Source organism: Haemophilus haemolyticus, from assembly GCF_001679045.1.
Lineage (GTDB): Bacteria > Pseudomonadota > Gammaproteobacteria > Enterobacterales > Pasteurellaceae > Haemophilus > Haemophilus haemolyticus.
Genome location: NZ_LYCK01000001.1, coordinates 409,383 through 423,458, shown reverse-complemented (window position 1 = coordinate 423,458; position 14,076 = coordinate 409,383). Strand labels below are relative to the sequence as shown.

17 protein-coding genes are annotated in these 14,076 nt (G+C 36.2%); 9 read left to right on the top strand and 8 right to left on the bottom strand.

Going from position 1 to position 14,076, the window contains the following annotated elements; genetic code table 11:
- Positions 1-807: a DNA ligase gene (locus A8M50_RS02170; protein ID WP_032826586.1), complete on the bottom strand. Its 807-nt coding sequence runs from the start codon at positions 805-807 to the stop codon at positions 1-3.
- 207 nt (positions 808-1,014) lie between these two features.
- Between A8M50_RS02170 and lpcA the strand changes: the two genes are divergently transcribed.
- From lpcA to artM, 5 genes are all read left to right on the top strand, one after another.
- Entirely contained in the window at positions 1,015-1,593 is a 579-nt protein-coding gene (gene lpcA / locus A8M50_RS02165) for a D-sedoheptulose 7-phosphate isomerase (protein WP_005646457.1), read from the top strand.
- Between the two features lie 131 nt (positions 1,594-1,724).
- Positions 1,725-2,456 (top strand): arginine ABC transporter ATP-binding protein ArtP, encoded by a 732-nt coding sequence (gene artP, locus A8M50_RS02160; protein ID WP_005646341.1) that lies wholly within the window; start codon positions 1,725-1,727, stop codon positions 2,454-2,456.
- 17 nt (positions 2,457-2,473) lie between these two features.
- On the top strand, positions 2,474-3,193 hold the full coding sequence (locus A8M50_RS02155; RefSeq protein ID WP_005634963.1) for a lysine/arginine/ornithine ABC transporter substrate-binding protein: 720 nt from the start codon (positions 2,474-2,476) through the stop codon (positions 3,191-3,193).
- Positions 3,194-3,196: 3 nt separating this feature from the next.
- A complete protein-coding gene (gene artQ, locus A8M50_RS02150; RefSeq protein WP_005646437.1) occupies positions 3,197-3,862 on the top strand; it encodes an arginine ABC transporter permease ArtQ in 666 nt (221 codons plus the stop codon).
- The gene (artM, locus tag A8M50_RS02145; protein ID WP_005646282.1) at positions 3,862-4,545 is read left to right on the top strand and encodes an arginine ABC transporter permease ArtM; all 684 of its coding nucleotides are present in this window, start codon (positions 3,862-3,864) and stop codon (positions 4,543-4,545) included. The genes artQ and artM overlap by 1 nt, the downstream gene beginning before the upstream one ends.
- Before the next feature lie 231 nt (positions 4,546-4,776).
- Here the strand turns inward: artM and A8M50_RS02140 are convergent, their stop codons facing one another.
- The 4 genes from A8M50_RS02140 to A8M50_RS02125 all read right to left on the bottom strand — a co-directional run bounded on the left by A8M50_RS02140 (position 4,777) and on the right by A8M50_RS02125 (position 7,740).
- On the bottom strand, positions 4,777-5,289 hold the full coding sequence (locus tag A8M50_RS02140; protein ID WP_005634965.1) for an opacity family porin: 513 nt from the start codon (positions 5,287-5,289) through the stop codon (positions 4,777-4,779).
- Positions 5,290-5,339: 50 nt separating this feature from the next.
- Positions 5,340-5,855 (bottom strand): SprT family zinc-dependent metalloprotease, encoded by a 516-nt coding sequence (locus A8M50_RS02135; RefSeq protein WP_005646373.1) that lies wholly within the window; start codon positions 5,853-5,855, stop codon positions 5,340-5,342.
- A gap of 64 nt (positions 5,856-5,919) precedes the next feature.
- Positions 5,920-7,074 carry a methionine adenosyltransferase gene (gene metK, locus A8M50_RS02130; protein WP_005646315.1) on the bottom strand — a complete coding sequence of 385 codons (1,155 nt, stop codon included), beginning with the start codon at positions 7,072-7,074 and terminating at the stop codon, positions 5,920-5,922.
- 84 nt (positions 7,075-7,158) lie between these two features.
- The gene (locus tag A8M50_RS02125; RefSeq protein WP_005646356.1) at positions 7,159-7,740 is read right to left on the bottom strand and encodes an anthranilate synthase component II; all 582 of its coding nucleotides are present in this window, start codon (positions 7,738-7,740) and stop codon (positions 7,159-7,161) included.
- 41 nt (positions 7,741-7,781) lie between these two features.
- On the opposite strand from A8M50_RS02125, the gene A8M50_RS02120 reads away from it, so the two are divergent.
- Complete coding sequence (locus A8M50_RS02120) at positions 7,782-8,768, top strand: aminodeoxychorismate synthase component I (protein ID WP_005646377.1); 987 nt, start codon at positions 7,782-7,784, stop codon at positions 8,766-8,768.
- The gene (locus A8M50_RS09095) at positions 8,768-9,334 is read left to right on the top strand and encodes an aminotransferase class IV family protein (RefSeq protein ID WP_005646438.1); all 567 of its coding nucleotides are present in this window, start codon (positions 8,768-8,770) and stop codon (positions 9,332-9,334) included. The genes A8M50_RS02120 and A8M50_RS09095 overlap by 1 nt, the downstream gene beginning before the upstream one ends.
- Before the next feature lie 40 nt (positions 9,335-9,374).
- Here A8M50_RS09095 and A8M50_RS02110 read toward each other — a convergent pair whose 3' ends face one another.
- Entirely contained in the window at positions 9,375-9,719 is a 345-nt protein-coding gene (locus tag A8M50_RS02110) for a DUF496 family protein (RefSeq protein WP_005646383.1), read from the bottom strand.
- A 186-nt stretch (positions 9,720-9,905) separates the two neighbouring features.
- Here A8M50_RS02110 and serC point away from each other — a divergent pair, with 186 nt between their 5' ends.
- Both serC and hisC read left to right on the top strand, forming a co-directional pair.
- On the top strand, positions 9,906-10,994 hold the full coding sequence (gene serC / locus A8M50_RS02105) for a 3-phosphoserine/phosphohydroxythreonine transaminase (RefSeq protein WP_005646289.1): 1,089 nt from the start codon (positions 9,906-9,908) through the stop codon (positions 10,992-10,994).
- Positions 10,995-11,083: 89 nt separating this feature from the next.
- The gene (gene hisC / locus A8M50_RS02100) at positions 11,084-12,184 is read left to right on the top strand and encodes a histidinol-phosphate transaminase (RefSeq protein WP_005646406.1); all 1,101 of its coding nucleotides are present in this window, start codon (positions 11,084-11,086) and stop codon (positions 12,182-12,184) included.
- 75 nt (positions 12,185-12,259) lie between these two features.
- On the opposite strand, the gene grxD is transcribed toward hisC, so the two are convergent.
- A complete protein-coding gene (grxD, locus tag A8M50_RS02095) occupies positions 12,260-12,583 on the bottom strand; it encodes a Grx4 family monothiol glutaredoxin (RefSeq protein ID WP_005627223.1) in 324 nt (107 codons plus the stop codon).
- A gap of 149 nt (positions 12,584-12,732) precedes the next feature.
- A complete protein-coding gene (gene ompA / locus A8M50_RS02090) occupies positions 12,733-13,812 on the bottom strand; it encodes a porin OmpA (RefSeq protein WP_005646263.1) in 1,080 nt (359 codons plus the stop codon).
- Between the last annotated feature and the right edge of the window lie 264 nt (positions 13,813-14,076).

The window sequence follows — 14,076 nt, the reverse complement described above, 5'->3', positions numbered from 1 at the left end:
TCATTTTTTCTCTCGCCAATAGGTTGCAAATCGAGGTTTTCCACTATTCGTAAGGCCTCGATATTTATAAGTAATCACAGATCCTATAGGAGGGGGATTTTCTCGTTCGTTTAAATTAAAACCCGAACCGATTTTAAATTCTCCCCGATGATTTTTACAAGTTAAAGCACCCATCACATTTTCAAATTGTCCTTTTCCTTTATGGTGTGCAATGACCGTACACTCTTCATCTTGAGTTGTTTTCAATTTTAAAATCCGATTGCTACGTTTTCGTTCATAAGGTGCATAAGGATCTCGTACTACGACGCCCTCCCCCTTCAAAGATTCGATTTGATTAAGAAACTCATATAAATGCACTTTATCTCTCACGGGGATTTGTTCAATAATTTCAATATAAGTCGTAGGATATTCAAGTAAATACGCTTTCAATTTAGCTAAACGATCAAATAAATTACCCTCTGCATCAGGGACATCAAAAACATATAATTTAAGTTTTTCCCAACCATTGCCTTTGAAAGATTTTGTGATTGATGAAATTTCCTCAAAATGATTTCGCTCACTAAATAATTCACCATCAATCGCAAAAGGCGGAAAATCCTTAATGAAATAGGCGGGCGGAGATAAACGTTGCCCTTGTCGAGTTAATAATTGCTTTCCATCCCAATAACCACGTACACCATCTAATTTTTCAGACATCACCCAACCTTCTATTGATTGATTATCGTAGGTATGAAGAAGCATTAAATCTGAGTTAGCTAAAGCGAAAGAGCTCACGAAGAAAAGTAACAAAGTGCGGTAAAATTTCATGATATTTTTGTAAATTTTGGTGCTGGTCATTTTTCTCAGAATAAGTTTATCTGGAATAATCTAAAAGCACGCAAATTCGCTATTACGATCTAAATCGCAAAAAATCTTTACTTCATCAGAAAAAGATGAATTTTTATTTACGCTAGCGGAGAATGTTTATCTGCTATACAATGCCATCGCGATTTTATTCCCAACAAGGAGCAATCAATGTATTTAAATCAAATCAAAGCTGAACTTGTGGAAGCACAAGATGTGTTAAACAAATTTATTTCTGACGAAAATAACATTAAATTAATTCAAGAAGCCGCATTATTAATTTCAAATAGTTTCAAACAAGGAGGCAAGGTGCTTTCTTGTGGTAATGGCGGTTCGCACTGTGATGCGATGCATTTTGCAGAAGAATTAACAGGTCGTTATCGTGAAAATCGACCTGGCTACCCCGCTATTGCGATTTCAGATGTAAGCCATTTAAGCTGTGTAAGTAATGATTTTGGTTATGAATATGTATTTTCACGCTATGTTGAAGCGGTGGGTCAAAAAGGCGATGTGTTATTCGGTTTATCGACCTCTGGTAATTCAAAAAATATTTTAAACGCCATTGAAGCTGCAAAAGCAAAAGGCATGAAAGTCATTGCGATGACAGGCAAAGATGGTGGGAAAATGGCTGGATTAGCGGATGTTGAAATTCGTGTGCCACATTTCCGTTATGCAGATCGTATTCAAGAAATCCATATCAAAGTCATTCATATTTTAATGATGTTAATTGAGTTTGAAATGGCTAAATAAGCCTAAAGTGCGGTTGATTTCAATCAAATTTTTAAAATCCCAAATTTTTTTGGGATTTTTTATTTATGTCACTTGCATAATTATGCATAAAAATGTAATATTTTTTCATCTTAAAAGACGAGAAAATTGAAATGACTATTCGTGTTAAAAATCTAAATTTCTTTTACGGTTCATCTCAAGCATTATTTGATATTAATCTTGAAGCTAATGAGGGTGATACCGTTGTATTGCTTGGCCCAAGTGGCGCAGGTAAAAGCACATTGATTCGCACATTAAATTTATTAGAAGTACCAAAATCTGGCGAATTAAGCATTGCAAACAATGATTTTAATTTATCCAATGCAATGGCAAATCCCAAAGCAATTCGACAATTACGCCAAGATGTAGGAATGGTATTTCAACAATATCACCTTTGGCCGCACTTAACGGTAATTGAAAACTTAATTGAAGCGCCAATGAAAGTGCGTGGCGTAAGCGAAAATGAAGCCAAAGCAGATGCGATGGAATTATTAAAACGTTTACGTTTAGAACGACTTACAGATCGCTTTCCATTACATTTATCAGGCGGTCAGCAACAACGTGTTGCAATAGCCCGTGCACTGATGATGAAACCACAAGTTCTTCTATTTGATGAACCAACGGCTGCATTAGATCCAGAAATTACAGCGCAAGTTGTAGATATAATTAAAGAATTACAAGAAACCGGCATTACTCAGGTGATTGTGACCCATGAAGTCAATGTTGCTCAAAAAGTCGCGACTAAAGTGGTGTATATGGAACAGGGGAAAATTGTCGAAATAGGCTCGGCAGATTGTTTTGAAAACCCGAAAACCGAACAATTTAAACAATATCTTTCTCACTAGAGAATAAGGATTTTATTATGAAAAAAACATTGTTAACTGCAATTTTATTAGGCGCATCCGTAGCGGCAAGCGCACAAGAACTTACTTTTGCAATGGAACCTAGCTATCCACCATTTGAAACCACAAATGAAAAAGGCGAGATTATTGGCTTTGATGTCGATGTAGCGAATGCAATTTGTAAAGAAATCCAAGCAACCTGTAAATTCAAAGGCGAAGCTTTTGATGCATTAATTCCAAATTTAAAAGCAAAACGCTTTGACGCATCCATTTCCGCTATTGATATTACCGATGCGAGAGCAAAACAAGTTTTATTCTCTGATGCATATTACGATAGCACTGCAAGCTATGTAACCCTTAAAGGAAAAGCAACGTTAGAAAGTGCAAAAAATGTCGGCGTTCAAAATGGAACCACATTCCAACAATACACCGTAGCTGAAACCAAACAATATACAACTAAGGCTTATGCAAGCTTACAAAGCGCAATTTTAGACTTAAAGAGCGGTAGAATTGATATGATTTTTGGCGATACCGCAGTACTTGCAGATATGATTAGCAAAGAGCCAGAAATGCAATTTGTTGGCGAAAAAGTAGCAAATAAAAAATATTTTGGTAATGGTTTAGGTATTGCGATGCATAAATCAAATAAAGAATTAGCTGAGCAATTAAACAAAGGTTTAGCTGCAATTAAAGCAAATGGTGAATACCAAAAAATCTATGATAAATGGATGACAAAATAATCTATGAGTTATGATTTTCTTTCTTTAATGCTTACCGCAGCCCTAATGACTTTAGGGCTTGCGGTCTGTTCATTAATCCTAGGCTTATTTTTAAGTCTAATTTTTGCCGTACTTGAAGCAAACCGTTTTGTTGGTAAACCAACGGCTATACTCATTGCCTTATTGCGTGGCTTACCTGAAATTCTCGTTGTATTACTCGTGTATTTTGGTTCTACTGAATTAGTCGAAATGCTAACAGGAGAATACATTGAATTTGGGGCATTTGGCTGCGGTGTATTTGCGCTTTCTCTCATTTTTGCAGCTTATGCTTCACAAACATTACGCGGAGCCATTCAAGCTATCCCGAAAGGTCAATGGGAATCTGGTGCGGCGTTAGGCTTAAGCAAAAGCTATACGTTCATCCACATTGTCATGCCACAGGTATGGCGTCATGCCTTACCAGGTTTAAGCAATCAATGGCTTGTATTACTAAAAGATACAGCATTGGTTTCATTAATTGGCGTGGACGATTTGATGCGCCAAGCGGATCTGATTAATACCAACACACATCAACCCTTTACTTGGTACGGTATTGCTGCGTTAATTTATTTGGCAGTGACATTAATTAGCCAAGTTGGTATTCGAAAATTAGAGTTGCGTTTTACTCGTTTTGAAAGGGGCGTAAAATAATGTTTCAAGAATATTTAAGCGTGATCGCACAAGGGATTCCAACGAGTTTGTTGCTTACAGTCGTATCGTTGCTGATTGCCTTCTGTTTGGCATTATTTCTCACCTTTTTGCTTTCAATGGAAAACAAATGGGTAAAAAGAGCGGTTAATTTATACCTTACTTTATTCACTGGCACGCCACTGTTAGTACAGTTCTTTTTAATTTATGCGGGGCCGGGCCAATTCCAATGGATTATTGACAGCCCATTATGGTATGTCTTATCCAATGCGTGGTTCTGTGCTGCATTAGCTTTAGCGCTAAACAGTGCAGCCTACTCCACACAATTATTTCATGGAGCAGTGAAAGCCATTCCCAAAGGACAATGGGAAAGTTGTGCCGCATTAGGATTAAACCGCATACAAACGTTGAAAATTTTAATTCCTTATGCCTTAAAACGTGCGTTGCCTTCTTACAGCAACGAAATCATTTTGGTATTTAAAGGCACGGCATTAGCCTCCACCATTACAATTATGGATATAATGGGCTATGCTCGCCAACTTTATGGTACAGAATATGATGCACTGACAATTTACGGCATCGCAGGCGCTATATATTTAATTATTACGGGCATTGCGACTTTATTGCTACGTAAATTAGAGAAAAAAGTGTTGGCATTTGAACGTTTTGAAGTAAGCAAAGTATAAAGTGCGGTAAAATCTTTAGTCATTTTTAAATCCCAACCAAGGTTGGGATTTTTTATATTTTAATGTGATAGTTTTATCAAAAAGCTATTGAGAAAGAAAATTTCCGAGAATTTTAACCGCACTTTTAGTCAACTATTTTCTACTCTGCCCTAAAACGAATAACGGTGATCGCCTTAGACGATCACCGTTAAATTAAAGTGTTTAATAAAAGGATTTTACGTATTGTAAAAATTAGAATCCGTAACCCACACCAACTTTTGCACCATAGTTATTAACTTTGGTGTTATCAAAACTACCTAGACGGTTATACTCAACACCGCCATTCGCATACCAGTTACCATCTAATTTATATTTAGCGCCAGCTACAACACCATAGCCAATTTTAGTTTCAGAAGAACTTTTATATACTTGGTTAGCTCTATTATCATATTTGAATTGGTTAGCTGCAACACGAGCACCTACATAAGGTTCAACTTTAGAATTTGTATCAAAATCATATAATACTGATGCACCTAAACCGTGAATTTTCGCACCATCAACTTTTCCATGATGAGTATAATCACCCGCAACACGCGTATTTCCTAATTTATAACCAACCGCTACACGAGGTTCAATTCGAGTGTTATTACTACCGTTTGCTTTAGTTTGAGATAAACCTATATCGCCTTCAGCATAGATATTCGCATTTGCAACAGAAGCAAAGGCAAATGCACCAACAATAACTGCTAATAAAGATTTTTTCATTGGATAACTCCTTTATTTATTGAATAAACTGGGAAAATATATCACAAAAATTATTCTGTTTCATCGACAAAAACTAATTTTCCCTTACATTTTCTACATAAATATTCAATGTTTTCTTTTACGACTCTATTATGACGTCGAATACTTAGAAAATGAGTTTGACACGCACAACGATATTTAAAAGTTTTCCCTTGCACATTTTTTATATCAAATTGATGGCAAGTATCCGCAGGAAGCTTAAAAATTTCATTCATTACAAGCTGCCATTCCCGCCCATGTGGTTTTACACGACCAAACATTTGATACACAATCAAATGCGCAAGCTCATGCGGCACGACTTGTCGAATAAATTCATCTGCATTTTCTAATAACAAAGTGCGGTTAAATTTTATTTCATTTTTTTGTAGGTAAGCCACTCCTGCCTTTATTCCACGTAACTCATAATTTACCTCAGGCATTGTAAATTTTCGCTTAAAATAAGCCTCTGCAAGCTGCAAAGACTTATTTAATTTACGTTGCACTTGCATTTTTAAATGACGAAATGGAATTTGCTCTATTGATGTCATGATTGAAAAGAAAAAACCGCTAGATAAGCGGCTTTTATATAATTTACTAAATTAAAAAATAAGATTATTTTAATCCTGCTGCAACACGTAATTCTGCTGCACGATCCACTTTTTCCCAAGGGAATTGCTCACGACCGAAATGGCCATAAGCTGCCGTTTCACGATAGATTGGTTGGATTAAATCTAACATTTTAATTAAGCCATAAGGACGTAAATCAAAGAATTCACGAACTAATGAAACCAATAATTCATTCGCAACTTTTCCAGTCCCAAAGGTTTCGACCATAATAGATGTTGGCTCTGCCACACCAATCGCATAAGAAAGTTGGATTTCACAACGATCTGCGAGACCTGCTGCAACAATATTTTTTGCGACATAACGTGCAGCATAAGCTGCTGAGCGATCAACTTTAGATGGATCTTTTCCTGAGAATGCGCCACCACCGTGACGAGCAGCACCACCGTAAGTATCCACGATAATTTTACGACCAGTTAAACCACAATCCCCCATCGGTCCACCAATAACAAAACGACCAGTCGGGTTAATGAAGAATTTTGTTTCTTTAGAAAGCCATTCACTTGGTAATACAGGTTTGATAATTTCTTCCATCACACCTTCATGTAAATCTTTTTGGGTAACTTCTTCAGAATGTTGAGTAGAAAGCACAACCGCATCCACACCAACAATTTTATTATCTTCATATTTTAACGTTACTTGGCTTTTCGCATCTGGGCGTAACCATGCTAGTTTACCGCTTTTACGCACTTCAGCTTGTTTTTCCATTAAACGATGTGCATAAGTAATAGCTGCAGGCATTAATACATCCGTTTCATTGGTGGCATAACCAAACATAATACCTTGGTCGCCTGCGCCTTGATCTAATGGATTTTCACGATCAACGCCTTGATTAATATCTGCAGATTGTTTACCAATCGCATTAAGCACCGCACAAGAATGGCCATCAAAACCCATTTCAGAATGTTCATAACCAATATCACAAATCACTTTACGCGTTAAATTCTCAATATCGACCCATGCTGATGTGGTAATTTCACCACCAACCAATGCCATACCGGTTTTTACGTAGGTCTCACAAGCTACTCGTGCTTTTGGATCTTGTTTTAGGATTTCATCAAGTACCGCATCAGAAATTTGATCGGCAATTTTATCTGGATGCCCTTCAGAGACTGATTCGGATGTAAATAAATAGCTAGACATATTTTCTCTCTTTTTCTTTTAAATTTGGATGTATTGACGTATAGACGGCTATAATACGTATTTTTGCTTAATAAGCAAGCGCTATTATTGATTAATCGCAGCAGGAATAGTCAACCAATTACGCAAAATTTGCTCACCGAAGTCTGACATATAAGACTCTGGATGAAACTGAACACCATAAATTGGTAACGATTTATGCTGAATCGCCATTACCACACCTTCATCACAAAGTGCGGTAATTTCTAGGCAACTAGGAAAATCTTTTTTCTGTACGCCCCAAGAATGATATAGCCCGATATTAAATTCGCTTGGAAGGCTAAAAAATAATGGAGAATTTGACCGCACTTTTAAAATTCGTTTCTGGCCATGACGGACTTTCTGTAAGTTATACAATGTACCACCAAAAAATTCACATAAGGTTTGATGCCCTAAACACACACCTAAAATAGATTTTTGCTGATAATATTTTTTCAACATAGAAAAAAGTTGTGGATAAGCGCGTGGTACATCAGGCCCCGGTGAAATCAATATATGACTATATTTTTCAGCTGTACTTTCCTTTAAATCTTCCACGTTTAAAACATCATAAGGCACATTTAATTTTCGAATTAAATCTACCAAGTTAAAAGTAAAAGAATCGTGATTATTAATGATGAGTAATTTCATAACTGCTCGGCATTCGTTATAATCGGGCAATTTTACGCAAAATGGCACAAAGCACAATGCAACATTTTATTAAACAGGCTAATCATTATGGCAAACAGCGTACGCCATTTTTCTTTCTCATTGATTTTGAAAAAGAAAAACCATTAATTTGTCCTCTCGAAAATTCTGCACAACAACGCATTTATTTTGATATTTTAGGGAAAAGAAATAGCACGATTTCTCCACAACCTCTCCCTCTTAATTTTACCAAACATCCAATGCCCTTCTCGCGTTATCAACAAGGTTTTGAACTTGTTCAAAGTGAATTGCAAAAAGGCAATTCTTATTTATTGAATCTCACCTACCCCACAGAAATTTCAGGAAATATTTCACTTGAACAAATTTTTCATCAAACAAATGCACCTTATAAATTGTGGTTACAAGATCAATTTGTTTGCTTCTCACCAGAATGTTTTGTCAATATTCATGACAACAGCATTTTTACTTATCCCATGAAAGGGACAATTAATGCATCTCTACCCGATGCAGAAAATCAGTTACTCACAAATGAAAAAGAACAACGCGAGCATTACACAATTGTTGATTTAATGCGTAATGATTTATCCATGGTGGCAGAAAACATTCAGGTGAAAAAATTTCGTTATATCGATCGCATCAAAACACAAAAAGGCGAAATACTGCAAACCAGTTCTGAAATTTGCGGAAAATTGAATGAAAACTGGCAAAACCAAATTGGGAATATTTTAGCGAAACTCTTGCCTGCCGGTTCCATTAGTGGCGCGCCAAAAGAAAAAACCACACAAATTATTCAACAAGCAGAAAAACAAAAACGCGGTTATTACACAGGAATTTTTGGCATATTTGATGGTAAAACACTACAAAGTGCAGTGGCAATTCGATTTATTTCTCAAGTAGATGAAAAATTTTATTTTCATAGCGGAGGCGGTATTACCATTCATAGCAATATGCAAGATGAATATGAAGAATTGTTAGAAAAAGTCTATTTACCGATTGAAGGTGCTGATTAATGTATCCTCTATTTGAAACCCTTTGTATTGAAAACGGGAAAATTCAAAATATCGATTTACACCAAGCGCGATATGAACGCAGTTTGCGTGAATATTATGGCAAAAGTGCGGTGAAAATTTTTAATCTTTTTTCACTCATTCAACTTCCTGCTCTCTTACAAAATCGATTAGTTCGCTGCCGCATTGATTACAATGACAAAACCACACAAATTCAATATTTTGAATACCATCGAAAAATTTACCGCACTTTTCAACCTGTAATTTGTGACGATATCGAATATGGCTTGAAATATTCTGATCGCAGTTTAATTAATATATTGTTTGCACAACGTGGTTCTTGTGATGAAATTATGATTATCAAAAATGGAAAAGTGACAGATTGTTCCATTGGTAATTTAATTTTCCGCCAAGGGAAAAAATGGTACACACCAGACACCCCATTACTTAGAGGCACACAACGAGAAATATTATTACAAGAAGGAAAAATTCAAGAAACTACTATATTTCAAGAAGATATTGTCAATTTTGACGAAATTAAAATCATTAACGCAATGAATAGCTTATAAAAAATAAGCCGACTGATTCAGTCGGCTACTTTATTTACAATTATTTTTCAGAATTTTTCAATAATTCCGCATGCGCTTTTTTCTGACTTTTCATTTTGGCGCTAATCTCACGACGTTGCGTAGAAAGTTCAGCATTACGAATCATATAATCATCAACACGACTTTCATAGTCATCACGCATACTTTCAATAATTCCTCGCACCTCTTCGATGGTCATATCATCACGAATATATTGATTTAAGTTATCTAACAATAATACGCGTTTTTGATTGTCACGGATTTTACGATTATTGTCTTCCATGTCGCGCTTAATTTTGTTTTTCGAACGATACATACGCACGTATTCCAACACTTCTTGGAAAGATTGCTTGTTTACAGTTTCCATAATGACTCTCTTTTAGTAAGAAAATTGATGGCGGTAATGTAGCCTCTTTTTGGTAATTCGTCAAAAGCTGAAAGTAAATTTTGTGAGTCAGCTCAAAAAAATTTTTTATTTACCGAAAAAGCGTTTGATTCTCTGCTTTTGTAATGATAAAACAGATTCGACTATCTACAAAAATAAGGAAACACAATGTCACAAGTCTTTAATTTTAGCGCTGGCCCAGCGATGATTTTTCCAGAAGTACTACAAAAAGCACAAGGTGAACTGACAAATTGGCTCAATCAAGGCGTATCCGTGATGGAGGTGAGCCATCGCGGCAAATATTTCATGGAACTTATTGCACAAGCAGAAAAAGATCTACGTGAGGTTTACAATATTCCTGATAACTATCGCGTACTTTTCCTACAAGGCGGTGCTCGTGGTCAATTTGCAGCGATTCCGATGAACTTGATCGGTAAAAAAGGCAAAGCCCTTTATTTAAATAGTGGACATTGGTCAGCTACAGCGGCAAAAGAAGCAAGAAATTTTGCAGAAATTGATGAAATCACTATTGTAGAAAATGGCGAACAGACTCGAATTACTAATCTTGATTTTAGCCATATCGCCGATCAATATGACTATGTTCATTATTGCCCAAATGAAACCATCAGTGGTGTAGAGATTTTTGATGTACCAAATGTGGGCGATGCCGTATTGGTCGCAGATATGTCTTCAAATATTCTTTCACGCCAAATCGATATCAGTAAATTTGGTGTAATTTATGCAGGTGCGCAAAAAAATCTTGGTCCTGCGGGCATTACGTTAGTCATTATTCGTGATGATTTAATCGGTAATGCACGTAAAGAAACCCCATCTATTTGGAATTATGCAACTCAACGTGATGCAGATTCAATGATTAATACACCACCAACATTTGCTTGGTATTTATGTTCCCTCGTATTTAAACATCTTAAAGAGATGGGGGGCTTAGAGGTGATCGCAAAACGTAATGCGTTAAAAGCACAAACCCTTTATAATTATATTGATTCGAGCAAACTTTACCGCAATGTGGTAGCAAAAGAAAACCGCTCAACAATGAATGTCACTTTCATCACTGGCAATGCTGAATTAGATGCAAAATTTGTCGCAGAATCCACTGCTGCGGGCTTACAAGCCTTGAAAGGTCACAAGGTTTTAGGTGGAATGCGTGCGTCTATTTACAATGCAATGCCACAAGAAGGCGTTGAGGCACTCATTTCATTTATGAAAAAATTTGAAGCTGAAAATCTTCCTCAATAGTTAAAGAATATTTTCAATGGGCGTATTTACTACGCCCAAATTTACTTGAAAATTAATCCTAATCCACATCAATATTTTCAAATAACACTATGCAGTACATCAACATTGCCAATCGTGGCGTAAAATTCTTATCCCCTTATCAAGCAGGAAAACCCATTGAAGAATTAGAACGAGAACTTGGCATTTCCAATATCGTTAAACTGGCCTCAAACGAAAACCCATTTGGTTTTCCAGAAAGTGCAAAAAAAGCAATTTTCGAACAATTAGATAAACTGACTCGTTATCCAGATGCGAATGGCTTTGAACTAAAACAAACTATCGCAAAAAAATTTGGTGTTCAACCAAATCAAATCACGCTCGGAAATGGCTCAAATGATTTATTAGAACTTTTTGCTCACACTTTCGCAAGCGAAGGCGATGAAATCATTTATTCACAATATGCCTTTATTGTTTATCCTTTAGTAACTAAAGCAATCAATGCAGTTGCAAAAGAAATTCCAGCTAAAAATTGGGGGCACGATTTACAAGGATTTTTGACCGCACTTTCTGATAAAACAAAGCTAATTTACATTGCAAATCCCAATAATCCAACGGGTAATTTTTTAACAACACAAGAAATTGAAGATTTTTTAGCAAAAGTTCCCCAAAATGTAATCGTGGTATTAGATGAAGCCTACACTGAATTTACCAGATCTGAAGAACGAGTGGACTCCTTCCGTTTATTAAAAAAATATTCAAATTTAATTATTTCACGCACTCTTTCTAAAGCCTATGGTTTAGCAGGTTTACGCATTGGTTATGCGGTATCTAATCCTGAAATAGCAGATTTATTAAATCGAGTTCGACAACCATTTAACTGTAATTCTTTGGCATTAACCGCTGCGGTTGCCGTAATGAATGACGATGAATTTGTTGAAAAAGTAGCTGAAAATAATCGAGTAGAAATGCGACGTTACGAAGAGTTCTGCCAACATCATCAATTAGAATATATTCCTTCCAAAGGAAATTTTATAACGATCGATTTCAAACAATCTGCAGCCCCAATTTATGATGCATTATTACATGAAGGCGTAATTGTTCGCCCAATTGCTGGTTATGGCATGCCGAATCATTTGCGTATAAGTATTGGTTTACCTGAAGAAAATAATCGATTTTTTACCGCACTTTCTAAGGTATTAAAGCTTGCCTAGACTATTTATTCAATAAAAAACAAATTTATTTGTATAAAAAACCCGCTATAAGCGGGTTTCATTTTTCTAATGTAATTAAGCGTGTTTTGCTGCAACTTCAGCTAATAAAGTTTGTAATTCACCAGATTGATACATCTCTAAAATGATATCACAACCACCAATTAATTCTCCCTCCACCCATAATTGCGGAAAAGTTGGCCAGTTTGCATATGCTGGTAATTCAGCACGAATATCTGGATGTTGCAAAATATCTACATAACCAAAAGGTACTTTACAATTCATCAATGCTTCAGATGCACGAGCAGAAAAGCCACAAGATGGTAATTTTGGTGAACCTTTCATATAAATAAGAATTGGATTTTCACTAATTTGCTTTTTGATTTTGTCTAAGGTTTCCATAATGTTCCCTATAAATAAATGAGAACCGCATTCTATCACAAGTTAAAACTTGATTGAAATGCTTGATTTTAGATTCATATAAGACAAAAGGCCTAAACCGAAGTTTAAGCCTTTGCTGTATTTAATCTTTCGTTAAACGAATACTAAAATTATTTAGTACCGTTAACTGCGATTTCTACACGACGGTCTGGAGCAAGACATGCGATAAGCGCTTTACGGCCTTTAACTTGGTCACAAGTTGCGCCAGTCACTGGGTTTGCTTTACCATAACCAGTTGCAGAGATTGCATCTGCAGAAACACCTTTAGCAACGAAGTAGTTAGCTACAGTGTCAGCACGACGTTGAGAAAGTTTTAAGTTACCAGCGTCAGAACCGATACGGTCAGTGTAACCAGCAACAGCTACTTTAGCGTTGTTAACTTGTGCGATTTCACCGTAGATACCATCTAAAGCTGCTTTAGCTTGTGGTTTTAAGTTTGCTTTACCGAATGCGAAAGTTACATCAGAGTTTAAGTTGAAAGTTTTGCTTACAACTTCAGGTGCTGCTACAACTGGCGCTGCGCCTTGACCGAAACGGTAAGAAACACCAGCGTTGATTGAACCAATCCATGGAGAATAGTCTACACGATGACCGTCTTGATCATTAAAACGACCCACCTTATTCACCCATTGATATTCTAAACGAGCTGCTAATTCAGGCAAAATAGCATATTCTAAACCAGCTGCAAACACAGGGGAAACATGTAAATTATGTTGTTTACGTTTTCCATCAAAAGTTGCATTTTCTTGAGGATCTGCTGCATATGCTGCTTTAGTAATTTTAATATCAGATCGAACTAAAGCAACACCTGCACGTCCGTAAAAATCTAACCCATTTAAACCTACTAGGCTACCCACATCATAACTACCTTTTAAAGTTAGATGAGCACCATGAGCGGTATGCTTACCTAAAGGTTGAGCATCTGAACGGTATCTAACACGACCAAAATCGTCATAACCTAATTCAACCGCTAAACCTAAGTTATCTTGATTTAAAATTTGATAACCACCGAATACTCCATAAGTGAAAGAATTACGGTGATAACCTGGAGCTTGATCTCTGATACCATCATGGAAAGATGCTTGACCAGCTTTAACACCCGCATAGAAAGTGTTTTCTTGTGGAGCTGCTTGAGCTACTGAAGCTGCTGCTAAACCAGCAACTACTAATGCGATTGCAGTTTTTTTCATTTTGATGTCCTCTATTTAGTCATCGAATAGTAATAAAAAAGTGTCCTTGTTTATACTGAACTTTTAATTAAAGTTACATTCTAAACAGTCGCTTAACTAGGGTTTTGAATTTGCCCTACTTTTTACCTTTTGACAAATTCAATTCCTTTGTTTACGCCAAAGGAACGTTCAAAAGTGCGCCTATTATCCTATAAAAATTGAAAAGATCAAATCCTTTTGAACCTTTTGTTTATTTTTTATCCCAAAATACTCTTTTCTTGACTC